The organism is Nonomuraea sp. NPDC004186, assembly GCF_053603495.1.
Map to the genome: position 1 here is coordinate 206569 of NZ_JBSGFQ010000006.1, position 25609 is coordinate 232177.

General features: G+C 71.7%; 27 protein-coding genes. 13 read left to right on the top strand and 14 right to left on the bottom strand.

All coding sequences use genetic code 11. The features are described 5' to 3' along the window. Positions 1-14: 14 nt before the first annotated feature. Genes ACWEPL_RS07355 through ACWEPL_RS07380 form a run of 6 tightly spaced genes read left to right on the top strand, consistent with a single transcriptional unit; the run spans position 15 to position 6771 of the window. Positions 15-1451, top strand: a complete 1437-nt coding sequence (locus tag ACWEPL_RS07355; protein WP_452435497.1) for an FAD-linked oxidase C-terminal domain-containing protein — start codon at positions 15-17, stop codon at positions 1449-1451. After that, positions 1451-2626 (top strand): FAD-binding oxidoreductase, encoded by a 1176-nt coding sequence (locus tag ACWEPL_RS07360; RefSeq protein WP_452435486.1) that lies wholly within the window; start codon positions 1451-1453, stop codon positions 2624-2626. Before ACWEPL_RS07355 ends, ACWEPL_RS07360 begins: the two co-directional genes overlap by 1 nt. Position 2627: 1 nt before the next feature. Then, positions 2628-3830, top strand: a complete 1203-nt coding sequence (locus tag ACWEPL_RS07365; protein ID WP_363967524.1) for a (Fe-S)-binding protein — start codon at positions 2628-2630, stop codon at positions 3828-3830. Beyond that, positions 3827-4579, top strand: a complete 753-nt coding sequence (locus tag ACWEPL_RS07370) for an IclR family transcriptional regulator (RefSeq protein WP_452435487.1) — start codon at positions 3827-3829, stop codon at positions 4577-4579. The genes ACWEPL_RS07365 and ACWEPL_RS07370 overlap by 4 nt, the downstream gene beginning before the upstream one ends. A gap of 19 nt (positions 4580-4598) precedes the next feature. Next, complete coding sequence (locus ACWEPL_RS07375; protein WP_350724864.1) at positions 4599-4811, top strand: DUF2277 domain-containing protein; 213 nt, start codon at positions 4599-4601, stop codon at positions 4809-4811. A 58-nt stretch (positions 4812-4869) separates the two neighbouring features. Further along, entirely contained in the window at positions 4870-6771 is a 1902-nt protein-coding gene (locus ACWEPL_RS07380; RefSeq protein ID WP_452435488.1) for a hypothetical protein, read from the top strand. Position 6772: 1 nt separating this feature from the next. Here ACWEPL_RS07380 and ACWEPL_RS07385 read toward each other — a convergent pair whose 3' ends face one another. After that, complete coding sequence (locus ACWEPL_RS07385; protein ID WP_363967530.1) at positions 6773-7759, bottom strand: helix-turn-helix transcriptional regulator; 987 nt, start codon at positions 7757-7759, stop codon at positions 6773-6775. A 176-nt stretch (positions 7760-7935) separates the two neighbouring features. Here ACWEPL_RS07385 and ACWEPL_RS07390 point away from each other — a divergent pair, with 176 nt between their 5' ends. Together ACWEPL_RS07390 and ACWEPL_RS07395 are read left to right on the top strand one after the other, a co-directional pair. Further along, entirely contained in the window at positions 7936-8616 is a 681-nt protein-coding gene (locus ACWEPL_RS07390) for an HNH endonuclease family protein (protein ID WP_350724858.1), read from the top strand. Positions 8617-8658: 42 nt separating this feature from the next. Next, the gene (locus tag ACWEPL_RS07395) at positions 8659-9447 is read left to right on the top strand and encodes an endonuclease/exonuclease/phosphatase family protein (protein WP_452435489.1); all 789 of its coding nucleotides are present in this window, start codon (positions 8659-8661) and stop codon (positions 9445-9447) included. Between the two features lie 54 nt (positions 9448-9501). Here the strand turns inward: ACWEPL_RS07395 and ACWEPL_RS07400 are convergent, their stop codons facing one another. Genes ACWEPL_RS07400 through ACWEPL_RS07410 form a run of 3 tightly spaced genes read right to left on the bottom strand, consistent with a single transcriptional unit; the run spans position 9502 to position 11823 of the window. Then, on the bottom strand, positions 9502-9828 hold the full coding sequence (locus ACWEPL_RS07400) for a PepSY domain-containing protein (protein ID WP_452435490.1): 327 nt from the start codon (positions 9826-9828) through the stop codon (positions 9502-9504). Positions 9829-9863: 35 nt separating this feature from the next. After that, positions 9864-11102, bottom strand: coding sequence for a sensor histidine kinase (locus tag ACWEPL_RS07405; protein WP_363967534.1), 1239 nt, complete (start codon positions 11100-11102; stop codon positions 9864-9866). Between the two features lie 40 nt (positions 11103-11142). Beyond that, entirely contained in the window at positions 11143-11823 is a 681-nt protein-coding gene (locus ACWEPL_RS07410) for a response regulator transcription factor (protein ID WP_397366982.1), read from the bottom strand. 94 nt (positions 11824-11917) lie between these two features. Between ACWEPL_RS07410 and ACWEPL_RS07415 the strand changes: the two genes are divergently transcribed. Next, positions 11918-12361, top strand: a complete 444-nt coding sequence (locus tag ACWEPL_RS07415; protein ID WP_355201742.1) for a hypothetical protein — start codon at positions 11918-11920, stop codon at positions 12359-12361. Positions 12362-12370: 9 nt separating this feature from the next. On the opposite strand, the gene ACWEPL_RS07420 is transcribed toward ACWEPL_RS07415, so the two are convergent. The 6 genes from ACWEPL_RS07420 to ACWEPL_RS07445 all read right to left on the bottom strand — a co-directional run bounded on the left by ACWEPL_RS07420 (position 12371) and on the right by ACWEPL_RS07445 (position 18580). Beyond that, positions 12371-13129, bottom strand: coding sequence for an SDR family NAD(P)-dependent oxidoreductase (locus tag ACWEPL_RS07420; RefSeq protein WP_363967538.1), 759 nt, complete (start codon positions 13127-13129; stop codon positions 12371-12373). Between the two features lie 96 nt (positions 13130-13225). Next, positions 13226-15502 carry a tetratricopeptide repeat protein gene (locus ACWEPL_RS07425; protein ID WP_452435491.1) on the bottom strand — a complete coding sequence of 759 codons (2277 nt, stop codon included), beginning with the start codon at positions 15500-15502 and terminating at the stop codon, positions 13226-13228. Between the two features lie 19 nt (positions 15503-15521). Further along, the gene (locus ACWEPL_RS07430; RefSeq protein WP_363967542.1) at positions 15522-16277 is read right to left on the bottom strand and encodes an SCO6745 family protein; all 756 of its coding nucleotides are present in this window, start codon (positions 16275-16277) and stop codon (positions 15522-15524) included. 49 nt (positions 16278-16326) lie between these two features. Next, positions 16327-17139 carry a diaminopimelate epimerase gene (gene dapF, locus ACWEPL_RS07435; RefSeq protein ID WP_363967543.1) on the bottom strand — a complete coding sequence of 271 codons (813 nt, stop codon included), beginning with the start codon at positions 17137-17139 and terminating at the stop codon, positions 16327-16329. A gap of 9 nt (positions 17140-17148) precedes the next feature. Further along, complete coding sequence (gene miaA, locus ACWEPL_RS07440) at positions 17149-18054, bottom strand: tRNA (adenosine(37)-N6)-dimethylallyltransferase MiaA (RefSeq protein ID WP_397366976.1); 906 nt, start codon at positions 18052-18054, stop codon at positions 17149-17151. A 13-nt stretch (positions 18055-18067) separates the two neighbouring features. After that, positions 18068-18580 (bottom strand): methylated-DNA--[protein]-cysteine S-methyltransferase, encoded by a 513-nt coding sequence (locus ACWEPL_RS07445; protein ID WP_363967547.1) that lies wholly within the window; start codon positions 18578-18580, stop codon positions 18068-18070. Between ACWEPL_RS07445 and ACWEPL_RS07450 the strand changes: the two genes are divergently transcribed. Further along, positions 18579-19493, top strand: a complete 915-nt coding sequence (locus ACWEPL_RS07450) for a ribonuclease Z (RefSeq protein ID WP_363967549.1) — start codon at positions 18579-18581, stop codon at positions 19491-19493. The two genes, ACWEPL_RS07445 and ACWEPL_RS07450, sit on opposite strands and share 2 nt — an antisense overlap. Here ACWEPL_RS07450 and ACWEPL_RS07455 read toward each other — a convergent pair. From ACWEPL_RS07455 to ACWEPL_RS07465, 3 genes are all read right to left on the bottom strand, one after another. After that, positions 19469-20119, bottom strand: coding sequence for a class III extradiol ring-cleavage dioxygenase family protein (locus ACWEPL_RS07455; RefSeq protein ID WP_363967551.1), 651 nt, complete (start codon positions 20117-20119; stop codon positions 19469-19471). The two genes, ACWEPL_RS07450 and ACWEPL_RS07455, sit on opposite strands and share 25 nt — an antisense overlap. A gap of 25 nt (positions 20120-20144) precedes the next feature. Continuing rightward, the gene (locus ACWEPL_RS07460) at positions 20145-20879 is read right to left on the bottom strand and encodes an isocitrate lyase/PEP mutase family protein (RefSeq protein ID WP_452435492.1); all 735 of its coding nucleotides are present in this window, start codon (positions 20877-20879) and stop codon (positions 20145-20147) included. A gap of 81 nt (positions 20880-20960) precedes the next feature. Continuing rightward, a complete protein-coding gene (locus ACWEPL_RS07465) occupies positions 20961-21497 on the bottom strand; it encodes a hypothetical protein (RefSeq protein ID WP_452435493.1) in 537 nt (178 codons plus the stop codon). Positions 21498-22095: 598 nt separating this feature from the next. Here ACWEPL_RS07465 and ACWEPL_RS07470 point away from each other — a divergent pair. Further along, positions 22096-22275 carry a hypothetical protein gene (locus ACWEPL_RS07470; RefSeq protein WP_452435494.1) on the top strand — a complete coding sequence of 60 codons (180 nt, stop codon included), beginning with the start codon at positions 22096-22098 and terminating at the stop codon, positions 22273-22275. An 18-nt stretch (positions 22276-22293) separates the two neighbouring features. Here the strand turns inward: ACWEPL_RS07470 and miaB are convergent, their stop codons facing one another. Then, a complete protein-coding gene (gene miaB / locus ACWEPL_RS07475) occupies positions 22294-23790 on the bottom strand; it encodes a tRNA (N6-isopentenyl adenosine(37)-C2)-methylthiotransferase MiaB (RefSeq protein ID WP_452435495.1) in 1497 nt (498 codons plus the stop codon). 137 nt (positions 23791-23927) lie between these two features. On the opposite strand from miaB, the gene ACWEPL_RS07480 reads away from it, so the two are divergent. Further along, positions 23928-24683: an amino acid ABC transporter ATP-binding protein gene (locus ACWEPL_RS07480; protein ID WP_192791054.1), complete on the top strand. Its 756-nt coding sequence runs from the start codon at positions 23928-23930 to the stop codon at positions 24681-24683. Between the two features lie 33 nt (positions 24684-24716). After that, a complete protein-coding gene (locus ACWEPL_RS07485) occupies positions 24717-25562 on the top strand; it encodes a glutamate ABC transporter substrate-binding protein (RefSeq protein WP_363967561.1) in 846 nt (281 codons plus the stop codon). Positions 25563-25609: the final 47 nt, after the last annotated feature.

A 25609-nucleotide genomic window follows, 5' to 3' on the forward strand; every position in this document is an offset into this window, starting at 1 on the left:
AGGGGGATCGGGTGCTGGAAACGCTGACAGCGGCCCTGCGCTCGCTGCTGCCCCATGACTCGGTGATCACCGATCCGGTACGCCTGCGCACGTACGAGTGCGACGGCCTCACGTACCACCGGGCGACCCCCGGCGTGGTCGTGCTGCCCGGCACGGCCGAGCAGGTCGCCCGCGTGGTACGCGTGTGCAACGACTTCGGCGTGCCCTTCGTGGCCAGGGGCTCGGGCACCGGCCTGTCGGGGGGCGCGCTCCCCCGCGAGGACGGCGTGCTCATCGTCACCTCCAAGATGCGCGGGATCCTGGAGATCGACCTGGACAACCGCCGGGCGGTCGTCGAGCCCGGCGTCACCAACCTGGCCATCACCGAGGCCGTGCGCGACCGGGGCTACTACTACGCGCCCGATCCCTCCAGCCAGCAGGTCTGCTCCATCGGCGGCAACGTCGCCGAGAACTCCGGCGGCGCCCACTGCCTCAAGTACGGCTTCACGGTCAACCACGTCGAGGCCTGCGAGATCGTCACCCCCGACGGCGACCTGGTCACGCTCGACCGCATGGACCCCGGCTACGACCTGCTGGGCGCGTTCATCGGCTCCGAGGGCACGCTGGGCATCGCCACCAAGATCACGGTACGCCTCAGCCGCGCGCCGGAGGCCGTGACCACGGTGCTGGCCGCGTTCGAGAGCATCGAGCAGGGCGGCCAGGCCGTCTCGGCGATCATCGGCGCGGGCATCGTGCCCGCCGCGATCGAGATGATGGACGCGCTGGCCATCGAGGCGGCCGAGGCTGCCGTCGCCTGCCGCTACCCCGAGGGCGCGGGCGCCGTGCTGATCGTGGAGCTGGACGGCCCGAGGGCGGAGGTGGACGAGCAGTTCGCCCGGCTCACGGAGATCTGTTCGGGCGCCTTCGAGCTGCGGGTGGCCGCCGGCCCGGACGAGCGGGCGGCGATCTGGAAGGGCCGCAAGTCGGCGTTCGCCGCCGTCGGCCGCATCAGCCCGGCCTACATCGTGCAGGACGGCGTGGTGCCGCGTACGTCCCTGCCCGGCGTGCTGGCGGCCATCGACCGGCTCTCGCACGAGCACGGCATCAGGGTCGCGAACGTCTTCCACGCGGGGGACGGCAACCTGCACCCGCTCGTGCTGTTCGACGACGCGGAGCCGGGGGCCGGCGAGCGGGCCGAGGTGGTCTCCGGGGCGATCCTCGACCTGTGCATCGAGCACGGCGGCTCGATCACGGGCGAGCACGGAGTCGGTGTGGATAAATCCCGCTATATGCCGAAGATGTTCAGCGCGGACGACCTGGACACCATGCAACTCGTCCGGTGCGCGTTCGACCCCCGCGGCCTGTCGAACCCGGGCAAGGTGTTCCCCACCCCGCGCCTGTGCGGCGAGGTGCCGGGAGTGCGCAAGGGCGTGCACCCGCTGGTGGAGTCGGGGAAGGCGGAGCAGTTCTGATGCTGGCCGACACGGGGGTGACCATCAGGCAGGCGGACGCCGACGACGCCGTCAACGGCGTGCCGCCCCGCTGGGTCGCCCTGCCCGAGACGGTCGAGGAGATCTCGGCCGTGCTGCGGGCCTGCGCCGAGCAGGACCTGGCGGCGGTGCCCGCGGGCGGCGGCACGAAGCTGCACTGGGGCGCCCCGCCCGAGCGCTGCGACGTGCTCATCGACCTGTGCTGCATGAACTCCCTCATCGAGCACGCCGCCGGCGACCTCGTCGTGCGCGCGCAGGCCGGGCTGACCATGGACGCGCTGGCCGCCGCGCTCGCCGAGCAGGGCCAGGAGCTGGCGCTCGACCCGCCGTTCAGGGAGCACACCACGGTCGGCGGCACGCTCGCCACCGCGACGGCGGGCCCGCGCGCCTTCCGATACGGCACCGCCCGCGACCTGCTCATCGGCATCACGGTCGTGCTGCCCGACGGGACCGTCGCCAGGTCCGGCGGCCGGGTGGTCAAGAACGTCGCGGGCTACGACCTCGGCAAGCTCTTCACCGGCTCGCAGGGCACGCTCGGCGTGATCGCGGAGGCCACGTTCCGGCTGCACCCGCTGCCCGTGGAGCGGCGCTGGCTCGTGGCGACCACCGAACCGGCCGACGACGTGCTGCTCCGCCTGACCTCCTCCCAGGCCGAGCCGTCCGCCGTGGAGATCGACTGCCCCGACGGCAAGGAGGCGACGGTCGCGGTGCTCGTGGAGGGCTCGGCGGCCGAGCAGCGCGCGCTGGCGCTGCGCGAGGTGCTGGGCGAGGGCACGGTCACGGCCGAGGCGCCGGAGTGGTGGGGGCTGATCCTCAGGGACGACGTGCTGCTGGAGGTCCGGTTCCCGCCCGCGCGCGCGGCCGGGGCGCTGGCCGCCGCCGGGGAGGCCGGGTTCGCCTTCCGCGGGTCGGCCGCGGCGGGGCGGGCGTACCTGGAGCTCTGGGACGAGGTCTCGGAAGAAGAACTGGCGGCGACCGTCTCCCTGCTGCGGGGCCGGATCGAGGCGCTGGGCGGGCGGCTGAACGTGCTGGCCACGCCGTACGAGGGCGTCGACAGGTGGGGGCAGGTGAGCGGGCTGCCGTTGATGCGGCGGGTCAAGGAACGGTTCGACCCCGGGCGCAGGATGTCTCCCGGCCGGTTCTTGGGAGGCATTTGACATGGACCCGGAGCTGATCAACGACTGCGTGCACTGCGGGTTCTGCCTCCCCACGTGCCCGACGTACGTGCTGTGGGGCGAGGAGATGGACTCGCCGCGCGGACGCATCCACCTGATGAAGCAGCACGTCGAGGGCACCCCGGTCACCCCGGAGATGGCCGGGCACTTCGACGCCTGCCTGGGGTGCATGGCGTGCGTCACGGCCTGCCCGTCCGGGGTCCGGTACGACCGCCTGATCGAGCAGACCAGGGCCGAGGTGGAGCGCACGCACGCGCGGGATCCGCAGGAGCGGGCCGTGCGCGGGATGGTGTTCAGCCTGTTCCCCTATCCGCGTCGGCTCCGGCTGCTGCGGCCGGGGATGTGGCTGGCCGAACGCATGGCGCCGTTCCTCGCCAGGGCCAATCCGAGCCTCGGCGCCATGGCCGCGCTCGCGCCGCGCGTCGAGCACCGGCAGCGGATGCCGCGCGTCGTCAGGGCCAGGGGCGAGCGCCGGGCCGTGGTGGGCATGCTCACCGGATGCGTGCAGGGCGAGTTCTTCCCCCAGGTGAACGCGGCCACCGCCCGGGTGCTCTCCCTGGAGGGCTGCGACGTGGTCATCCCGCGCGGTCAGGGCTGCTGCGGGGCGCTCAGCGTGCACTCCGGGCGCGAGGACCAGGCCAGGCGGCTGGCGCGCCGCACGGTCAGGACGTTCGAGCGGGCCGGGGTGGACACCGTCGTGGTGAACGCGGCCGGCTGCGGCTCGTCGATGAAGGAGTACGGCGAGCTGCTCGGGCGCGAGCCGGGGTTCAGGGTGGTCGATCTGTCGGAGTACCTCGCCGAGCTGGGGCCCGTGGCCAAGCGGCACCCGCTGCCGCTCACCGTCGCCTACCACGACGCCTGCCACCTGGCCCACGCCCAGGGCGTGCGCGCCCAGCCGCGCGAGTTGCTGGGCGGCATCCCCGGCCTGGTGGTCCGCGAGATCCCCGAGTCGGCCATCTGCTGCGGGTCGGCGGGCACGTACAACATCTTCCAGCCGGAGGCCGCCCGCGACCTCGGCGACAGGAAGGCCGGCGCGGTCGCCACGACCGGCGCCGAGCTGCTGGTCTCGGCCAACCCCGGCTGCACGATGCAGATCGCCGCGGCCATGCGGCGCGCCGGCTCGGACATCAGGGTGGCCCACACGGCCGAGGTGCTCGACGCGTCGCTGCGCGGGGTCGCCCTATGAGCGTCCAGTCGGTGGAGCGGGCGCTGGACGTGCTGGAGGCGCTGGCCGAGCACGGGGGTGAGGCGGGCCTGTCGGAGATCGCCGCCAGGACCGGCCTGCCGTACGGGACCATCCACCGGCTGCTGCGCACCCTGCTCGCCCGCGGCTACGTGCGCCAGGAATCCGACAAGAGGTACGCCCTGGGCGGCGGCCTCGTGCGGCTGGGCGGCATCGCCGAGAGCATGGTGGGCGTGTGGGCGCAGCCGTACCTGACCAAGATGGTCGAGCTGTCCGGCGAGACCGCCAACCTGGCCGTGCTCGAAGGCGACTTCGTCGTCTACGTGGCGCAGGTGCCCTCGCCGCGCAGGCTGCGGATGTTCGCCGAGGTGGGCCGGCGGGTGCTGCCGCACAGCACGGCCGTGGGCAAGGCGCTGCTGGCCGGGCGGCCCGCGGCCGAGGCGGTGGCCGTCTTCGAGCGCACCGGCATGCCCCGCCGCACCCCCAACACGATCACCGACCTGACGGCCATGCTGACCGAGCTCGAGCTCGTCAGGGCGCAGGGTTACGCCATGGACCTGGGCGAGGAGGAGCTCGGCGTGCGCTGCCTGGCCGTGCCCGTGTGGGACGGCGAGCGGGTGGTGGCCGCGATGTCGGTCTCCGGGCCCGCCGAGCGGATCGACGCGATCGACCGCGACGACCTGGCCGAGGGCATGCGCAAGATCGCGCTCGACTTCGGCAACGAGCTCGGCCCGGCGGTCGACGCACGCTGAACGAAGTTACGGTTAGGGCATGTGTAGAAGCATCAAAACCCTGCGCCCCCCGTTCACCGAGAGCGTCACCGAGGAGGACGTGCGGGCGGCGGCGTTGCAGTACGTCAGGAAGATCTCCGGCTTCCGCGCGCCCGCCGCGCACAACGCCGAGGCGTTCGAGCGGGCGGTGGAGACGATCACCAAGGCGTCGGAGGAGTTGCTCGGAGCTCTCCAAGTTCGCGGATCGCGTTGACAGGCACCCGCGGTCGGTGAAGTGTTCCCTCGTGTAGGCCCCGAGCGAGGGAGCGCCCATGATCAGCGGGCTGTACCAGGGACAGGACGGCGACTCGCAGCTGGCGCTCCGGGTCGATGTCGACGGGGCCAGGCCCACCGGGCGGGTGAGCGGCGACCTGTTCACCGTGGCGGGCGCGACGACCTCCTACGCGGGCTCGTTCGTGGTCAACGCGCCCACCGTGCAGGAGTCCCGGATCCAGGGGCGCGGGGTCTTCACGTTCGACACTCCGGTGAAGGACGTGAGCGTCACGATCGCCGACGGGTCGGGCACGGCCGAGGTCGCGGGGCGCACGTACCAGGTGGCCTTCGCCTCTCCGTACTTCCGCAGCGTGCTGCTGGAGCAGGACTCCGTGATCGGGACCGTGCCGTTCGTGTCATACCAGACCGGCACGCTCCCGGGGCCGGGCGGCTCGCCGGTCAGGGAGCTGAGCGTGCCGGCGGCGTACGCGGAGGCGGGCATCGAGCTGACCCTCGCCCAGCCGGGGGTGATCCCGGTGGACGGGTCGGGAGCGGACCTGGCGTGGGACGACGCCGAGCTGCATCACGCGATGACGCAGCAGTTCAGCGGGTTCGGCGACGCGCCGGCCTGGCGCGTGTGGCTGCTGGTGGCCAGCAAGCACGTGGGCGGCTACCGGGGGATCATGTTCGACTACAACGACGCGCACCAGCGGCAGGGGTCCGCGGTGTTCTACGACGTGATCAAGGGGGCCACGCCGCGGGCACAGCGGGCGCAGCTGCGTACGTACGTGCACGAGCTCGGGCACGCCTTCAACCTGCTGCACTCCTGGCAGAAGAACCTCGGCACCCCGCCCCAGCCCCTGGGCCCCGACGGCGGCTTCGGCGATCTGTCGTGGATGAACTACGTGCAGAACTACCGCCCGGGCGGCGAGCCAGGTTACTGGGCGGCGTTCCCGTTCCACTTCACGGACCCGGAGCTGATCCACCTGCGCCACGGCTTCTACCGCGACGTGGCCATGGGCGCGAACGCGTTCGGCACCGGCGCCGCCGAGATCGCGCCGTTCGAGCAGCCCGTCGAGGACCGCTCCGGGCTGCGGCTGGAGCTGCGCGCCAAGGAGTCGTTCGAGCTGGGCGAGCCCGTCGTGGTCGAGTTCAAGCTGTCCTGCGCCGGCGAGCCCCGCGTCACGCACGGCCATCTGCACCCCGACACCGAGTTCACCCAGGTGTCGATCACGCAGCCGGGCGGCAGGACCGTGCTGTACCGGCCGATGATGCGGCACTGCGTGGACGCCTCGCCGGAGATCCGGCTGGACGAGGGCAACCCGGCCATGTACCGCAGCGCGTACATCGGGCACGGCCGCGACGGACACTACTTCCAGCAGCCCGGCGAATACCACGTGCGCGCCCAGTACATCGCCGCGGACGGCTCCCGCATCGTCTCCCCCGCGTGCCTGGTCAGGGTGCGCTTCCCGGTCAGCCGCGACGACCACCAGGTGGCCGAGCTGATGCTGGGCGAGGAGCAGGGGCAGCTGTTCTCGCTGCTCGGCTCCGACTCGCCCGCGCTGCGCTCGGGCAACGAGGCCCTGGACGAGGTCATCGACCGGTACGGCGCCCACCCGCTGGCCGTCTACGCCCGCATGGTCAAGGGGCTGAACGCCGAGCGCGAGTTCAAGGCGGTGACGGCGGGCAAGCGGCTCCGCGTCCGGCCGCCGGATCCCAAGCAGGGCATCGAGCATCTCAGCCAGGTCGCCCGCGACGCGAGCATCGACAACATCACCCTGAACCTGGTGATGCGCCGCCTGGCCAGGGCCGAGGCGCGGCAGGGGGACCTGGACCGGGCGAACGCGGTGATGGACCAGATGGTCGCCACGTTCCAAGCCAAGGGGGTGAACCCCGTCGTCCTGGGGCAGATCCAGCGCCAGGCGGAGCTGACGAAGACAGCTCTGAGCGCGGAGGCCTAGATCATTCGAGCAGGCGGTGCTGGGCGGCGAGGAAGCCCGCGTGGAAGCGGGTCCTGGCGTCCAGGCGCTCGCACAGCATCTGGACCCGGCGCTGCACCGTACGCGGGCTGAGCCCCAGCTGCCGGGCGATGGCGTCGTCCTTCATCCCGGCCGCCAGCAGCGCCAGCACCTCCGTGTCGGGCGTGCGCGGCCACACCTCGGGCTCCAGGCCGTCCGTGGCGGTCAGGCGGAGCGGCACGGCGGCCCGCCACAGCGTCTCGAACAGCCCCACCAGAGCGTCCAGCAGCGCGGACGGGTGCACCACGAGCGCGCTCTCCACGGCCTGGTCCTCGTCGGAGACCAGGGGCAGGATGGCCGTGCGGGCGTCGGCGATGGCCAGCTTGACCGGCACCTGCCCGAGCCTGGCCTGCTCGCCGTCGGCGATGGCCCGCCGCGTGTGGGCCAGCATGCCGGGGTGCTCGAACGCCTGCGGACCGTAGATGCCGCGGATGGGCGCCCCCTGCCGGGCCGCCCGCCTGCGGTTCTCCCGGTCGTCGCTGACATCCACCGCGTACGGCGGATGCACCAGCACGAGCATCTCCCGCGTGGCGTTGCGCTCCAGCTGGAGATAGCGGCGGGCCACGGCGTCGCGCCCGCTCACCACCTCCAGCACCTCCTCCGGGTGCGGCCCGTTGCGCTCGGCGACCTCGGTGGCCAGCAGCGCGGCGGCGGCCCTGCTGTGCGCGATCTCCTCCTGGCGGCGCGCGACGAGGATGTCGATGGCGACGTTCGGCGGAGTGGCGATCAGCCGCAGCGGCCGGCCGGCCACGCGGGAGATGAGGCCTAGGTCCTCCAGCCTGGGCAGCATGCGGCGGATTGCAGCGGCGGACGAGCCGGTCTCGGCGGCGAGCTGGCTCAGCGTCGCCGGTCCGTGCCTGAGCAGCGCGCGGTAGGCGGTCTCCTCGGCGACGGTGACGCCGAGTCCCTCCAGCAAGCGCCGCTGCGCCATGTCCCCTCTTTCCGACATGCCATGATCCACGTTCAGATTAAGGCAGCCTTGCCCGGAGGTGCACAGGGCCCTATCCACGGCAAAACGGTGAAGCGGCACCCTGGACGCGTGATAGGGCCTTTTATGGGCACTTGACCTAGACTTTACGAAGGTTCGGCGAAGTCTGGGGAGTGGGCGTGGGGCGGCGGGTTCGGGCGTTCATGGCCGGTGCGGCCACGGTGGCGGTGCTGGCGGGCTGTGGCGGGCTGCAGGGGCAGTCCTCGGCCGGCACCGACAAGGGGGGCAAGTCCGACTCGGTGTCCGTCTCGGACGCCCGCAAGAAGCTCGCCAAGTTAACCGTCAAAGGCCGCGCTCCGAAGACCGGGTTCGACCGGGACAAGTTCGGCCCGGCGTGGTCGGACGTCGACCACAACGGCTGCGACACCCGTAACGACATACTCAAGCGGGACCTGGTGGACGAGAAGTTCAAGGCCGGGACCCACGACTGCATCGTGCTGAGCGGCACGCTGCACGACCCGTACAGCGGCAAGACGATCAACTTCAAGCGCGGCCAGGACACCAGCACCGCCGTCCAGATCGACCATGTGATCCCGCTGTCGGACGCCTGGCAGAAGGGCGCGCAGCAGTGGGCGGCGGACAAGCGCAAGGAGTTCGCCAACGACCCGCTGAACCTCATGGCCGTCGACGGCCCGCTCAACGGCCAGAAGAGCGACTCCGACGCCGCCACCTGGCTGCCGCCGGTCAAGTCGTACCGGTGCACCTACATCGCCCGCCAGATCGACGTGAAGACGAAGTACGCCGTCTGGGTGACGTCGGCGGAGAAGGACGCCATGGAGAGCATCCTGTCGAGCTGCTGAAGATCTATACGAACAGTCATGCGGTCCGTAAGATCCGACGGCATGCATGCGACAAAACGGATCAAAGTGATGATGGCCGCGGCGGTCACGGTGCTCGCCTCCACCGCCCTGCCCGTCCCGGCGCACGCCACGACGAACCTCGTGGTCCTCGACTGGAACGTCGCGGGCGACACCGCCGACATGAAGGCCATCGCCGCAGTGATCCGCGGCAGCGGCGCCAACATCGTGACCGTGCAGGAGATCCATCGCAAGCCGGAGGCCGACCAGGTCAAGCAGTTAGCCGACGAGCTCGGCTGGGACATCACGGCCAACGTCCACTTCGGCGCGGGCGACAACCCCGGCCCCTGCGACGATCCGCAGCCCGGCAAGGCGGGCAACGCGATCCTGTCCTCGTTCAAGATCCTCGAGCGCGTGACGATCCCGATCAGCGACTTCGAGACCTGCCCGGTCAACCGCTCCATGGCCGGGGCCAAGCTCGACCTCGGCGGCGGCTCGACGATCACGGTGTTCACCACCCACCTGTCACCCGGCCTGTCGGCCACCTCGGTGGCCCGCCGCGAGGCCCAGGCGGACAAGGTGCGTAATTACCTCGCCAACCGGTCCCCGCTGATCCTCACCGGCGACTTCAACGCGCCGCCGACGGACGCGCTGTCGAAGAAGTTCGTGAGCGCGGGCTGGGTGGACACCGGCGCCAGGTACGCCAACCAGCCTACCCACGGGGACGCCCGCATCGACTACATCTACACCAAGGGCGTCACCACCACGAGCGGCTCCGTCCTGTCGAGCACCCTGTCCGACCACCGTCCGGTCGTCATGAAGATGACCCGCTGACGGCCGGAAGGCCCACCGCCGCGCGCGGTGGGCCGGTGGCCGTGGGGGATGCCGTCAGTCGTCGTCGTGGCCGTGGTCGTCGTCCCTGTCCGTCTGGTGCTTGACGACCTTGCCGGTGGCCGCGTCCACGTCCAGTTCGTGCCGTTCCGTACCCTTGGTCAGCTCGACCTCCCACGCGTCGGGCCGCGTACCCCTGCGCTGGTAGTCGATCTCGCTGACCCAGGCCCCGGCCACCTCCTTGTGCGCGATCTCCATGGCCTGCTCGGCCGTGACCTTGGGCGCGGCGGCCGTGGACGTGGAGGCGGCGAAGGCGACGCCCCCGCCCGCGACCAGCGTGACGATCCCGGCACCGACGACGATGAACTTTTTCGTGATCTGCATGACTCCACGAAATCGCGATCGCCGATAATCGCGCGCTAAGCACCGGTTAAGACCATCTCCACCCGCGCGCCGCCCCCTTCTGGCGTGGAGACGGCCAGGTGGCCGCCCGAGGATTCGGCGGTACGGCGGGCGATGTCGAGGCCGAGGCCGGTCGAACCGCCCCCGCTGTTGCCCCGTTCCAGCAGCTCCGGGTCGAAGCCCGGCCCCGAGTCCTCGACCGCCAGCACGGCCCCCGACGGGTGCGGCGTGAGCCGTACCGCCATGGAGGCCCCTTCCGGGGTGTGCGCGAAGACATTGCCGAGCAGGGCGTCCACGCATGCCGCGAGCTCCTCGGCGCTCACCGCGACGGGCAGCGGCCCGTCGGGCAACGAGATCGACACCTCGCGGCACTGGTCCTCCGCCAGCACCGACCAGAACCGCACCCGCTCCCCCACCACCGCCGCCGCGTCGCAGGACGCGCGCCCGGCCGAGCGGCGCCGCGCGTCCGTGATGACGGCGCTCACCGCCCGTTCCAGGGCGTCCACGCGGGCCTGCAGCCGCGCCGCCTCCTCCGGGTCCCGCAGCGACTCGGCGTCCAGCCTGAGGCCGGTCAAAGGGGTACGCAACCGGTGAGACAGGTCGGCCACCGACTCCCGCTCCGCCACCAGCAGCTCGTCGATCCGCCCCGCCAGATGGTTGAGCGCCAGCGCCACCGAACGCACCTCAGGAGGCCCGCCCGGCTCCGCCCGAGCCGTCAGGTCGCCCCCGGCCAGCCGGTGCGAGACCCGGGCCAGCCCGTCCACCGGCCGCGTGACGGCCAGCGCCAGCCGGTCCGCCAGCACGATCCCCAGCACCACCAGGACGATCCCCAGCACGAGCAGCCCGAGCCACGCCTCGCGCACGCCCTTCGCCAGCTCCGCGTCCGGCACGAACACCCTGATCACCGCCGTCCCCCCGGACGACTGCGCGGAGACCAGCACCTCCCTGCCGCCGGAGGTCACGGCGGTGACGCTGCGCCCGGTCGCGGCCAGGCGTACCGCGTCGGTACGGGCCGCCGCCGCGCCCACCGAGCGCCCGCCCGGCAGGAACACCGTCACCGGACGCGGCACCTGCGCCATCGCCAGCTCCAGGTCGGGCGTGCCCACCGCGACCGCCACGGACTCCGCCGCGGCGGTCGCCCTGCCCATCGCGCCGTTCTCGGCCACGGCCCGGATGAGCAGCGCCATCGGCACCAGCAACGCGATCAGCACGAGGGACGTCGTGGCCGCCACCAGCAACGCCAGCCACCGCCTCACGCCCGCCCCCTCCACGCCTCTGCGGCCGCCGTCATCTGCGTCATGACGGCTCGACCAGCTTGACGCCGACCCCGCGCACGGTGTGCAGGTAGCGGGGCTCCGCGGCCGTCTCGCCCAGCTTCCTGCGCAGCCACGACAGGTGCACGTCCACGGTCTTGTCCGCGCCCCCGTACGGCAGCTGCCACACCTCCGTCAGCAGCTCCCGCTTCGTCACCACCTCGCCGGGCCGCGCGGCCAGATAGTGCAGCACGTCGAACTCGCGCGGCGTCAGATCCAGCGCCGTCCCGTCGAGCGTGGCAGTACGCGCCCGCGGGTCCACCCGCAACGCCCCCACCGCCAGCGCCGGCTCCGGCGCCGACCCCCCGGCCCGCCGCAGGACGGCCCGCACCCGCGCGTCGAGCTGCGCCGCGCTGTACGGCTTGACCACGTAGTCGTCGGCCCCCGCGTCCAGCACCGGCACCATCTCGGCGTCCCCGTCACGCGCGGTCGCCACGATGACCGGCACCCTGCTGACCGCCCGCAACATCCGCAGCAGCTCCACCCCGTCCAGATCCGGCAGGCCCAGGTCGAGCACGATCAGGTCGGGACGGTCCTGCACGGCCAGCCGCAGCCCGTCCAGCGCCGTCGGGGACGAGGAGACGGCGTGACCGAGCTCGCGCAGGCCGCGGCTGAGCGCCGTACGGATCGCCACGTCGTCCTCGATGAGCAGGATGTCAGCCATATACAAGAACGTAGACGGTCGATGACGATGCCCCGAGCAGCCTTAGCACCGCCTTAACCTGGCGTTAGCCGTACATGGGGGATGGTTGTCGACCATGAAGAGACTCGTGCTGGCCTGGGCCGCCACCGCCGTCGCCGCGACCGGCGCGGCCGTGGCGGTGCTCACCCTGCTCGGCACCGGCCTCACCGGCGACTCCGGCCACGTGCTCAGCCCGGCCGAGGTCCGCGCCGCCCTGAACACCGCCACCCAGCGCGCCACCGGCACCCCGGCCGGCGACGCCACCCCGACGGCGGGGACGCCGCAGCAGACGGCCCAGGGCAAGCTGATCCGCACCGCGGGCGGCACCGTGATCGCCTCGTGCGAGGGCGACCTGGTCACGCTGCGCTCGTGGAGCCCGGCCCAGAACTACTCGGTGGACCAGGTCGAGCCGGGGCCCGCCCGCAAGGCCAAGGTGGAATTCGAGCCGGAGGAGGGGGCGGAGGTCGAGCTCAAGATCGAGTGCTCGGCCGGCCGGCCGGTGACCAGCTTCGGCTCGTAGCCGCCCGCGTCAGGTGAGCAGCACTCCGCCGTCCACCGGAAGCGTCACCCCGGTGATGTACGAGGCCGCGTCGCCGGCCAGGAAGACCGCCGCGGCCACCAGCTCCGCCGGATCGCCCGGCCGCTTCATCACCACCCTGGACTCGACGACCGCCTCCACGTAGCCGGGCTTGAACTGCTCGGTCATCTCCGAATGGAAGAACCCCGGCTCCAGGCAGTTGACCCGGATGCCGCGCCGGCCGGTCCACTGCTGCGCGAGGTCCCTGGTGAGGCCGATGATCGCCGCCTTCGAGGCGCTGTAGGCGGCCTGGGGCAGCCCGGCCGTGGTCTCGCCGAGGATGCTGCCGATGTTCACGATCGACGAGCCGGGCCGCATCACGCGTGCGCATGCCTGGGCCATCCAGTACGTGCCGAGCAGGTTGACGTCGATGACCTGCCGGAACTCCTCGGGCGTCTCCCGCAGCGCGGGCACGGCGGTGCCGATGCCGGCGTTGTTGATCAGCACGTCCACGGCGCCCATGGCGTCAACGGCGGCGGCCACCAGCGCGTCGCAGTCCTCCGGGCGCGCCACGTCCGTCTGCACGGCCAGGCACCGGCGGCCGGTCTCCTCGACCAGCCGCTGCGTCTCCTCCAGGCGGTCGGCACGCCGGGCCCCGATCACGACGTCGGCGCCGGCCTCCGCGAGACCGCGGGCGAACGCGACGCCCAGCCCCGAGGAGGCGCCGGTGACGATGGCCACCTTGCCGTCGAGCGCGAACCGCTCCAGCACGTCACATCCCGCCTTCCCCGCTCACCTACACGCGCCACTTCCCGGGGAAGGGCACCACGCGCGGGTGATGCCCTTCCGGGGTCCGGGACGCAGCCGTCAGAGGCCGTATTCCTTGACGATCCGCTCGTGCCGCTCGACCTCGACGTCGATCTCGCGGGCCAGGTCGAGCCAGGCCAGCGGGTGCACCCACCGCTCCGTGGCGTCGTCGAGCAGCGCGTCGACCTCGGAGGCCGACACGTTCGGCGGGACCGCGACCCAGCCGAACACGCCGGGCAGCGCCTCGCCCGAGCTCGGGTGGGTGATGGTGTAGTTCTCGTCGCTGTAGACCCACATGGGCCAGCCGCGCTCGGCCATGACCTCGGTGAACTCCGCCCAGTCCTCCTCGCTCGGCGCGGCGCCGTCGAAGAAGTAGCTGGTGTAGCCGCCGGGCCGCAGGATGCGCACCGCGGCGAACGGCGGCACGAAGTTCTGCTGCTCCTGCGGGTCGTCGGGCACCGGCTCCAGGAGCTGCGGGTCGAAGACGACCAGGTCGCCGGCGTTGTAGTCCATGCCGCGCGGCTGGGGCAGGGCGAGCCGGGCCGTGGCGGGGCCGGTGCGGATGGACAGCACCTGGCGCTGGCCTCCGTCGGGCGCGGGGAGGATGAGCCGGATGAGGCCCATCTCCTCCTCGATCGGGCCCTCCTTGGACTTGATCGGCATGCCGATCTTGGCCGCGCCCTTGCGTACGGTGTCCCAGTCCTCCGCCGAGGTGGCCATGACGATCATGCGCCAGACGTCCTCGTCGACAAGCTCGTCGATCACCTCCAGCAGCACCTCCGCGGCCCTGGAGTTGGCGTCGAGCTGCTGGGCGGCGCCGGACAGCAGGCGGCGGGCCTCGATCCCGGCGCCGGCCGCGACGGCGTGCTCGGCGGCCTCCACCGTCTCCTCCCAGCGCTCGCGGGCGCTGTGCAGCCGGGCCAGCGTGAGGTGCTGGGCGGCGTGCGGCAGCATCGCGGCCATCTGCTCCAGCCGCTCGTCCTGGCGGGCCTCGACGAGCAGCGTGGTCAGGTAGGCCACGTCGTCGGAGTCGGCGCCGGCGATGTCGCCGGTGTCGACCAGCATCTTCCAGTAGATGTCGGCGCCGGTGGCGGGGTAGCCGAGGAAGCCGAGCGTGGTGGTGTGGCGGCGGGTGGCCTCCAGGTCCTCCCCGGACAGCGGCGCCAGCCAGCCGACCCACCGCTCCGGGTCGGCGTTGAAGCCGTCGGCGGCGTCGAAGAGGCCGACGCGCTCGCCGAGCGGGCCCGGGGCCTCGGGCTCGGGGGTGGCGTCGGCGGCGGCCCGCAGAGCGGCGACCCGGTCGGCGACACCCTCGGTCTCGCGCAGCTCGGCGGCGGCGGACTCGGTCAGGTCGGCCAGCAGCCTGGCCTGCCACACACCCTGCCTGGCGATGGCCAGGTCGCCGGCGACCAGCGCGAGCTCGACGCGGGCGCGGTAGCCGCCCATCATGCCGAAGTAGTCGATCCACTGGCGCAGCACGCGGCCGAGCTGCCAGGTGTTGGTGATCTGGGACGAGCCGGCCAGCTTGCTGACCGCCTGCGACCACTCCACGAACACGCGCGGGTGCTCGCCGACCACGTCGAGGTCGGGCAGCGCGTCCACGGCCTCGGCGGTGCGGCCGAGCGTGGCGAGGATCAGGGCCCGGCGCACGCCGTCGCGGTGCTCCTTGGCCACCGGGTCGTCGGCCTGGAACTCGGCCGCGGCCTGCAGCGCGTTGAGGGCGTCCTCGGCGCGGCCCGCGGCGAGCAGCGCGCGGGCGCTCTCGGCGCCAAGCTCCCAGCTGGCCTCGCGGCCCGCGACCCGCAGCCGCTCGACGGCGGACTCGGCGTAGGTCACGGCCTCGCCCGCCTTGCCGGCGTCGATGAGCGCGGCGACGTATTCGGTGACCAGGCCCGTGAAGGCGGGCTTCTCCGGGCTCATGCCCTCGATGTGCGCCCCCAGCGCCTCCAGGCGCTCGCTCGCGTAGCCGGGGCCGTCGGTGTTGGCCCAGGCGATGGCGAGGGCCTCGACGGCCGCCGGGGCGGCCGGGCAGTCGCGTACGTCTTCGCGCTGGGCGAACGCCAGCAGCTGCTGCGCGTCGTCCACTGCGACCGCGCCCTGGGCCCGGTCGCCGATGCGGCCGATCAGATGCCAGTAGCGGGCGTAGAACTCGAGCCAGGGCAGCTCAAGGGCCTCGGCCTGCTGCGCGATGGCCGGGGCCATGACGTCGAGCTGCGGATATCGGCCCTCATAGGCCTGTGCGGGGAGGTCTCCCAGCGCCATGGCGAGGCCAACGTTGCCCGCCTCGGAAAGCTGCTGCTGGGTTTCGCCGACCCAGGCCCAGATGTCCACGTCCATGGGGAGCCAGTCTGCCAGGTCAACGAGCGTCCCCAAAACGCAGAAGGCCGATCAGCTCGTCCGTTTCGCTGCTGTCAAGGACCGAAAATGCCGATGCCATCAGGTCGTCCGTCGTCTCCTCCACCGCGGCGCGGCGCGCCACGACCTCCGGGCCCGGCGTGGCGTACGGCTCCGGCCACTGGAAGAACTTGGCGATCATCTCTCCCGTGGTGGCCCCGAACGGGGTCGCGTCGTGGCCGCTCGCGAGCGTGGCCTCCAGCGGGTGCAGGCCGGCCGCGATCACGGCGTTGGCGTGCAGTCCGCCGCGCAGCTCGCGTACGACGTGCATGAGCTGTACGGCCCGCGCGGGCGGGTCGTCGGGCAGCGGCACGGCCCGCCAGCCCGCGAACAGCGGGACGCCCGCGCACGGGGCGGCATCGACGACCGGCTGGAGCAGCTCCGCGAGCCGCGCGCAGCCCTCGTAGCCGCCAAGTTTGCGCCGCCCCCAGGCCCCGCAGACCTCGGCGTACAGCTCGACGGCCTGGTCGACGGGGAGCTTGCGGCCGCCGTTCCAGCTCTGCTCGACGTGGTCGGGCGGGAAGAAAACGGCGACCGAATTGACGACGTCGGCGTCGCATTCGCCGAGCACGCCGCAGCGCCCCCGGAAGTAGAACTCGCGGGCGCCGAGGCCGTACTCCTCGCAGACGGCCTTGGCCTCTCTGGAGATCATGAACCCGCCGCCGTACTGGCCGATCGCCGCTTTGACCTGCCTCGCGGTGGTGCGTGGGTCAGCCATGGTCCACCTCTCAGTTCGCGAAGTGGACCCAGCATCCCTCAAGAGAACATTATTCTGCAAGCATCAGCTCGCCCCGGGCCACGATGACCGCGGGGCCGGAAAGGTAGCTCGTCTCCTCGTCCAGGACGACGGTCAGCGTGCCGCCGGGCACCTCGATCGTCCAGGTGCCGGTGGTCTCGCCCGACAGGGCCGCGGCGGCGACCGCCGTGGCCACCGTGCCGGTGCCGCAGGAGCGGGTCTCGCCGCAGCCGCGCTCGTGGACGCGCATGACCGCGCGGCTGATGCCGACGGGGTTGAACAGCTCGATGTTGACCCCGGCGGGGAAGACGCCGGGGTCGAAGCCCGGCTGGTAGTGGAGGTCGAGCTGGGCGACGGGGTCGCCGATGGCGCAGGCCAGGTGGGGGTTGCCCATGTCGACGTGGAGCCCCGTGTATTCCTGGCCGCCGACGGTGGCCCAGCTCTCGCCGCGCACGACGGGCTTGCCCATGTCGACGGTGATGTCGCCGTTGGGCTCGACGAGGACCCTGCGTACGCCGCCCCTGGTGGCCAGCATGAACTCGCCGGGCTTCTCCAGACCCTCGTCGAGCAGGTAGCGGGCGAACACGCGCACGCCGTTGCCGCACATCTCGGCCACGCTGCCGTCGGCGTTGCGGTAGTCCATGAACCACTCGGCCACGGCGGCGTGCTCGGCCACCTCAAGGCTCTCCTTGGTGCGCGTCACCACCAGCACGCCGTCAGCCCCTAGGCCGGCTCTCCTGTCGCAGATCTTGGCGACGAGCGAGGCGGTCACGCCTGTCTCTCCGCCAGGGTCGGGAAGGATGACGAAGTCGTTCTCGGTGCCGTGCCCCTTAAGAAACCGCATCTTGCAAGCTTATGCGAACGGGTTTGCGGAGATCAGCGCCAGGGACCTCTCAAGCAGATCAGGCGCGTCGTACGGCAGCCAGCGCACCCGGGGATCGCGGCGGAACCACGACTCCTGGCGGCGGGCGAAGCGCCTGGTGGTCCTGACGGTCTCCTCGATCGCCTGCTCCTCGCTCCACTCCCCCTCCAGGAAGCGGATGACCTGGGCGTATCCGAGGGCACGGCTCGCCGTACGGCCCTCGGCCAGGCCCTGCCCGAGCAGCCCCCGCACCTCCTCGACCAGGCCCGCCCGCCACATGCGCTCAACCCTGAGCGCGATCCGCTCGTCCAGCTCCGGCCTGGGCACCTCGAGGCCGATCTGCACGCTCGGGTAGACGGCGTCGTAGCCGGGCATGGTGGCCGAGAACGGGCGGCCGGAGTGCTCGATCACCTCCAGCGCGCGGACGATGCGGCGGCCGTTGCTCGGCAGGATCGCCGCCGCGGCCACCGGGTCGAGGTCGCGCAGGCGCTCGTAGAGCGGGGCGGGGCCGCGCTCGGCCAGCTCGCCCTCCAGCCTGGCCCTGATCTCCGGGTCGGTGCCGGGGAACTCCAGCTCGTCGATGGCCGCCCGCACGTACAGGCCGCTGCCGCCGACCAGCACGGGCACCGCGACGGAGTCGATGACCTCCCTGGCCAGCTTCTGGTATTCGGCCACGCTGGCCGTGACCGTGACGTCCCAGACGTCCAGCAGGTGGTGCGGGACGCCGCGCTGCTCGGCGGGGGTGAGCTTGGCCGTGCCGATGTCCATGCCGCGGTAGAGCTGCATGGAGTCGGCGTTGACGCACTCGCCTCCGAGGCGGAGCGCGATGTCCACGGCGAGGTCGGACTTTCCGGCCGCCGTGGGGCCCACGACGGCGATGACTGGCTGCTGACGCACGAGAACAAGTTTGCTAGAGATCGAGGAGTGTCGGCTGCAGGTACCCCTCGTGGGTGAGCAGCCAGCGCTTGGTCTCCACGCCCTCGCCGCCGCTGAACCCGCCCAGGCCGTTGCCCGCGATCACGCGGTGGCAGGGCACGATGATGGGGATGGGGTTGGACCCCATGATCGAGCCGATGCCGCGGGCGGGCACGCTGGAGCCGCTGCGCGTGGCCAGTTCGCCGTACGTGACGGCGGTGCCGTACGGGACCTCGTGCAGCGTCTGGAGCACCCGCAGCCGCGAGCCGGACATCAGCCGCCAGTCCACCGGCGTCTCGAAGGTCTTCAGCTCACCGGCGAAATAAGCACTCAGCTCGGAGACCACGAAGGCCGTACGATCCGAATCATGGACTTCAGCCAGGGCGAGCCGCTCGTCCAGCCGCGGCCGGGACCTCCAGCCCGACGCGACGAGCCCGACCTCGGTGACGGCCAGCACGAACGGCCCGACCGGCGTCGGCACTTCGGCGAACGCGACTGTGGTCATCATGTCCTCACGTGAGTTGGTGGTGCTGGGCACTTCCAGCGCGGTTCCTACCCGACACCGTAACCACAACGGTTACCTTCTGCGCTGGGATGGACAAGGCTTCCTTTTCGACCCCGGCGAGGGCACCCAGCGGCAGATGCTGCACGCCGGGGTGAGCGCGAACGACGTGCACTGGATCTGCGTCACGCACTTCCACGGCGACCACTGCCTGGGCGTGCCCGGGGTCGTGCAGCGCATCGCGCGTGACAGGGTCAGGCATCCGGTGCGCGCCGTCTTCCCCGGCTCCGGCACCGAATACTGGCGCAGGCTCCGCCACGCCGCCGCCTTCGCCGACACCTCGGTGATCTCCGAGCACCCGCTCTCCGGCGACCTGGCCACCGTCGGCGCACTGACCGCGCGCCGCCTGTCCCACCCGGTCGAGTCGTACGGCTACCGCGTCCAGGAGCCGGCCGGCCGCACGATGCTGCCCGACCGGCTGGCCGCGTACGGCATCCGCGGCCCGGAGGTCGGCGAGCTCCAGCGCACCGGCTCCGTGCGCGGGGTGACGCTCGACCGGTGCAGCGTACCCAGGCCGGGGCAGAGCGCGGCGTTCGTCATGGACACGCGGCTCTGCGACACCGTGTTCGAGCTGGCCTCGGGCGTGGACCTGCTGGTGATCGAGTGCACGTTCCTGTCGTCGGAGAGCGCGCTGGCCAAGGAGTACGGGCATCTGACGGCGTTCGAGGCGGGGCTGGTGGCGGCGGACGCGGGGGTGCGGCGGCTGGTGCTGACGCACTTCTCCGAGCGCTACGGGTTCGCCGACGAGCCCGCCTTCGTGGCGGAGGTGCGCCGGCACTTCGACGGGGAGGTCGTGCTCGCCCGCGACCTGATGAAGATCCCGGTGCCGAAGCGTCAGGTCCACAGGCCGGCGACGTAGCCCACGCCGTACGGGGCCGTCTCCATGAGCAGGCGGCCCTCGTACCTCTGCGTGCCGGCCGCGCCGGCCAGCACCTGGAGGGCGGCCCGCCCGCCGACCCACAGCCGGTCCGCCTGCGCGGGGTCGAGGGCGGCGAGGGCGCCGGGGTCGGCCTGGGCGACGGCGTTCGCGATCAGGTGGTTGTACGGGCCCGCGGCCTCGTCGTACTTGCCGGGAGCCCTCGGGCTGAGGCAGGCGGAGCCGTCGGCCATGACCAGCAACGCCACCTTTTGCGCGATTTTTCCTAGTTTTTCGCCCGACAGGAGGCATTCGGCGCTCGGCGCGTCGAGCGCGACGGACCGGAAGCCGTCCGGGGCACGGTCGCCCAGCAGCCAGCGGCCCACGGTCAGGGACAGCGGGAGCACGGGGTCCTCGCCGCCGGCCGTGACGTCGATCCCCCACGGACGGAGGGTGCCCGCCGCCTGCCCTCCGTACGCGGCCGCCGTGTCCGCGCCGCCCACCACGATCAGCGCGTCGGGACGGGCGTCATGGAGCGCGGCGATCGCCGTGTGACAGGCCGAGCGGAGCTCGTCGAGCTGGAGCGTGATCAGCGGGGTGGGCGGGCAGACGGCCGCGGCGACAAGCACGGGGCAAGCGTACGCGGCGGCCCCCTCAGTACGGACTGCGACCTGCCCTGACCTTCGCGAACAGGCCCTGGGCGTAGACGTGGACAGCTTGGTGCAGCCCGCTGCCGAAGCTGATCCGGGCCACGCCGAGCTCGGCCAGCCGAGCCGGCTCCGCGACGCCGGGCCGGACGTAGACGTTCACCGGCGCGCCCAGCTCGCTCACCAGCGCCCGGATCTCGTCCTCGTCGGCCAGCATGATCGGGTAGACGCAGTCGGCCCCCGCCGCCAGATACCGCCGCCCGCGCTCCAGCGCCGCCTCGCGCGTCTTCGGGCCGAGCAGGTAGGTGTCGACCCTCGCGTTGATCACCAGCGCCTGACCCGCCGCGGCCCGGACCTCGGCCAGGAAGTCGGCCTGCTCGCCGGGATCGATCAGCCCGCCGGCGCCGGAGTCCTCCAGGTTGCAGCCCACGGCTCCGGTGGCGAGCAGGCGTTCGACCAGCTCGGCGGGCTTGAGCCCGTAGCCGCGCTCGATGTCGGCGGTGACGGGCGCGTCCACGACCCTGGCGATGCGGGCGACGGCCGCCATCATCTCGCCGACCGGCGTCCGCTCGCCGTCCTCGTACCCCAGGACCCGGGCGACGGCGGCGCTGCTGGTGGCCACGGCGGGGAACCCGGCCTCCCGCACGGCCAGGGCGGAGGCGGCGTCCCAGACGTTCGGCAGGATCACGGGGTCTCCCGGCACGTGCAGCGCGCGCAGGGCAGAGGCTCTGTCAGTCGTCATGGTGCGACTCTACGGACCGGGGCGGCTCCCGCCGTAGGTCCAATGCCACCGATAAACGCCGAGCCACTTGACCAGGCCGGATCAGCAGCCGCTCTTGGAGCACTGGCCGCTGAGCTCGCCCGCCGGACCGTCGGCGGGGTTGTCGCCGTCGGACGGCTGCGCCGACTTGGTGGGGGCCGACTTGGTGGGGCCCGGCTTGGCGGGGGACGTCGTGGCGGGCCGCTTGCCGCCCGTGGAGGAGTCCGTGCCGCGGTCGCTGCCCGTGGGCTCGTCGCCCGTGCCCAGGTCGGGGGCGGCATCGCCCACGCTGCCATCGTCGGGGGCGCCGTCGGGGGCGCCGGTGGTGACGTCGCCCATGGTGGCGTCGTCGTCGCCACCGAGGTCGTCGTTCCCCGCCGTGCTCTGGGCGGGCGCGGGACGGGCGCCGCCCGGCTGGACGGTGCCGGCGGGGTTCGCGGCCAGCATGTAGCCGACGCCGCCCGCCGCGAGCACGGCGACGAGCGCCGAAGCGGCGATGGCGATGGTCTTCTTCGTGCTCTTCGGGGGTTTGTCCGCCGAGCGGGTGTCCCCGGGCCCGGACAGGATCTCGTGACGATCCGGCTCGATCGGATCTCGCATGGTGGTACAGCTCCCTGCGGTCGTATCGGCGAAAGCTAACCGGCTTCCGCGGGTGATGGACCACACTAGCCGCAACGGATGAATGCTCGCACACCAATCACAAAGGAATCACGACATGTCCCCCCGTGGATCCGTTTACCCAGGTCGCCGCGCCCACCTCGCACCGGTCGCCGGAGTCGCCGGGGTGCTCGCGACCGCGATCGCGGGCATATTCCTGGCATTTACCAACTCCGCCGAACCGCCCGCGCAAAGCCCACCCGAATTCGATCAGAAAAGCCCGCTTACCCCAAGATCGAATTCTCCTTCCGCGACACCGAGCCCGGATCAATCGCATGGATCGTTCCAGGAGCTCTCGTGGATCCAGGCCGTTCCCTCACCCGGTGCGCCGGTCACGGCGGACCCCCTGGCCTCGCTCTACGCCGTACCGTCCCTCGACCCGGGCCCGCTGGCCTCGGTCTACGGCGACCCGCCGCTCCCTCCGGCTCCCGTCCCGGACCGGCTCGTCCCCACGACCCGGCCTCCCGCCTCGGTCGCCACGACGCCACCGCCCGCGAGAACGGCCCCGAAGCGCTCGGCGCCACCCCGGAACGAGGTGGCCGTGCCGCTACCGGCGAGCTCACCCACGCCCCAGGCACCGCCCGAGGTGCGCTCCGCCCCGGAGCCGGACCGGCGCGCGGACCCGCCGCCGGCGATCTCGGGAGGGGCCGATCCCTGCGCCACGTTCCACGACTTCCGCCGCGAGCCCTGCTACGCCTACCTCAACCGCCTCGCCCACTGACCGGGCCCAGGGCGGCGTTCAGTGCGCCGAGCAGGCTCCGGAAGGGGCGGCGGGGGCAGGGGCCGGGCGGCCGATGGTGGGCATGCCCAGCAGAACCCCCGGCGCGGGCTTCGCTCCGCCCTGGCGGGCCTCCCAGGCGTCGCCGGCCCTCGTGCGCCGGACCGTCGCCGCCGGACCGTCGGCCACCAGGTGGTGCGGGGCCGCGTACGTGACCTCGACCGTGACCATGTCACCGGGCCGCGGCGTCTCGGCGCCGACCGCGAAGTGGACCAGGCGGTTGTCGGCGGCGCGGCCCGACAGGCGGCGGGTGGCGTCGTCCTTGCGGCCCTCGCCCTCGGCGACCAGCACCTCCAGCGTGCGCCCCACCTGCTTCTTGTTCTCCTCCCAGGAGATCTCCTCCTGCAGGGCCACGAGCCGCTCGTAGCGCTCCTGCACGACCTCCTTGGGCACCTGGTCGGGCATGGTGGCCGCCGGGGTGCCGGGGCGGATGGAGTACTGGAAGGTGAAGGCGTTGGCGAAGCGGCTCTCGCGGACCACGTCTAGCGTGCCCTGGAAGTCCTCTTCGGTCTCCCCCGGGAAGCCGACGATGATGTCGGTCGAGATGGCCGCGTCGGGCATGGCCGCGCGCACCCGCTCGATGATGCCGAGGTAGCGCTCCGCCCGGTAGGAGCGGCGCATCGCGCGCAGGAGGCGCGAGGAGCCCGACTGCAGGGGCATGTGGAGCTGGTGCATGACATTGGGCGTCTCGGCCATGGCGGCGATGACGTCGTCGGTGAAGGCCGCCGGGTGGGGCGAGGTGAAGCGCACGCGCTCCAGGCCGTCGATCGTGCCGCACGAGCGCAGGAGCTTGCCGAAGGCCAGGCGGTCGCCGAACTCGACGCCGTAGGTGTTGACGTTCTGGCCCAGCAGCGTGACCTCGAGCACACCCTGGTCGACCAGCGTCTGGACCTCGGCGAGGATGTCGCCGGGGCGGCGGTCCTTCTCCTTGCCGCGCAGCGACGGCACGATGCAGAAGGTGCACGTGTTGTTGCAGCCGACCGAGATGGACACCCAGGCGGCGTAGGCGGACTCGCGCTTGGTGGGCAGCGTGGAGGGGAAGACCTCCAGCGACTCCTTCAGCTCGACCTGCGCCTCGCCCTCGATGCGGGCCCGCTCCAGCAGCACCGGCAGCGAGCCGATGTTGTGGGTGCCGAAGACCACGTCGACCCACGGCGCCTTGCGGACGATCTCGCCCTGGTCCTTCTGCGCCAGGCAGCCGCCCACCGCGATCTGCATGCGCGGGTTGCTCACCTTGGCGGGCCGGAGATGGCCGAGGTTGCCGTAGAGACGGTTGTCGGCGTTCTCCCGCACGGCGCACGTGTTGAACACGACGACGTCGGCGGTCTCGCCCTCGGTGGCGGGCACGTAGCCGGCGTCCTCCAGCAGACCGGACAGCCGCTCGGAGTCGTGCACGTTCATCTGGCACCCGTATGTGCGCACTTCGTATGTGCGGGCGCCCTCCTGGGTCACAGTCATGGCACGTTCAAGGGTAGTCGCTGTCCGGCTCCACATAGTCCCGACTGCGCTAAAAGGCCAGCTTGGTGGCATGATGTGATCGGATCGGTACCGCTTGGTTAGTGACCAGCGTTCTAGAGACCCTTACGGTTTGACCCATGACGGAGAACGGTAACGACGCTCCACTCGTACGGTTGGAGAACGTCAACAAACACTTTGGGGCGCTGCACGTCCTGAAGGACATAAACCTGACCGTCTCCCGCGGCGAGGTGCTGGTCGTTATCGGTCCCTCGGGCGGCGGCAAGTCCACGCTCTGCCGCACGATCAACCGTCTGGAGACGATCAGCGAGGGGCAGATCATCTTTGACGGCCAGGTGCTCCCCCAGGAGGGCAAGGGGCTGGCGAAGCTGCGCTCCGAAGTCGGCATGGTCTTCCAGTCGTTCAACCTGTTCGCTCACAAGACCATCCGTGACAACGTCACGCTCGGTCCGCTCAAGGTGCGCGGCGTCTCGAAGGACGCGGCCAACAAGCGGGCGATGGAGTTGCTCGAGCGCGTGGGCATCGCGGCGCAGGCGGACAAGTATCCGGCCCAGCTCTCCGGCGGCCAGCAGCAGCGTGTCGCCATCGCCAGGGCACTGGCCATGGAGCCGAAGATGATCCTGTTCGACGAGCCGACCTCCGCTCTGGACCCCGAGATGGTGCAGGAGGTGCTCGATGTCATGATCGGGCTGGCTCGCGACGGGATGACCATGATGGTCGTCACCCACGAGATGGGCTTCGCCCGGAGGGCCGCCAACAGGGTGGTTTTCATGGCCGACGGCCAGATCGTGGAGGAGAACACCCCCGACGAGTTCTTCACCAACGCGCAGACCGACCGGGCGCGTGACTTTCTTTCCAAGATCCTCACGCACTGATCATTGAGGCAGGTATACATGCACATGCGTCATATGGGAGCAGTGCTCTCAATTGCGGCACTCGCCGCCGGTCTGACCGCTTGCGGCGGCGGGAGCAAGACTTACGCCAGCGTGGTGGACAAGGTCAAGGACGGCGGCACGATCGTCGTCGGCACCAAGTGGGACCAGCCGAGTCTGGGCCTGAAGGCGGCCAACGGGCCCGAGGGCTTCGACGTCGACGTGGCCAAGGCCGTGCTGAAGCAGATCAACGGCGGCAAGGACCCGCAGATCAACTGGAAGGAGTCGGCCTCGTCCAACCGCGAGCCGTTCCTCCAGAACGGCACGGTCGACATCATCTTCGCCACGTACTCCATCACCGAGGAGCGCAAGGGCAAGGTCACCTTCGGTGGCCCCTACGTCGTCGCCCACCAGGACGTGATGGTCCGCAAGGACGACACCGCGATCAACGCGCCGCAGGACCTCAAGGGCAAGAAGATCTGCAAGGCGGCCGGCTCCAACTCCTACAAGCGGATCACCGACCCGCCCCCGGACGGCAAGCTCGACATCGACGCCACCACCGTCGACGCGGCCAACTACTCCGAGTGCGTGCAGAAGCTGACCGGCAGCAACCTCGACGCCGTCACCACCGACGACCTGATCCTGGCGGGCTTCGCCAAGCAGGCCGGCGGCAACTTCAAGGTGCTCGGCCAGGGCTTCACGGACGAGAAGTACGGCGTCGGCCTGAAGAAGGGCGACACCAAGACGTGTGAGGCCGTCAACACCGCCGTGAAGGCGCTCTGGGACAACGGCACCATGAAGCAGCTGCTGGAGAAGTGGTTCGGCGGCATTCAGGGCCTGAAGTTGTCGGAGGCGGCACCGCCCGCCGAGGGTTGCAGCTGATCATGCCAGAGGCGGGGGGGGGGGGGGGGGGGCGCGGGCCCCGCGCC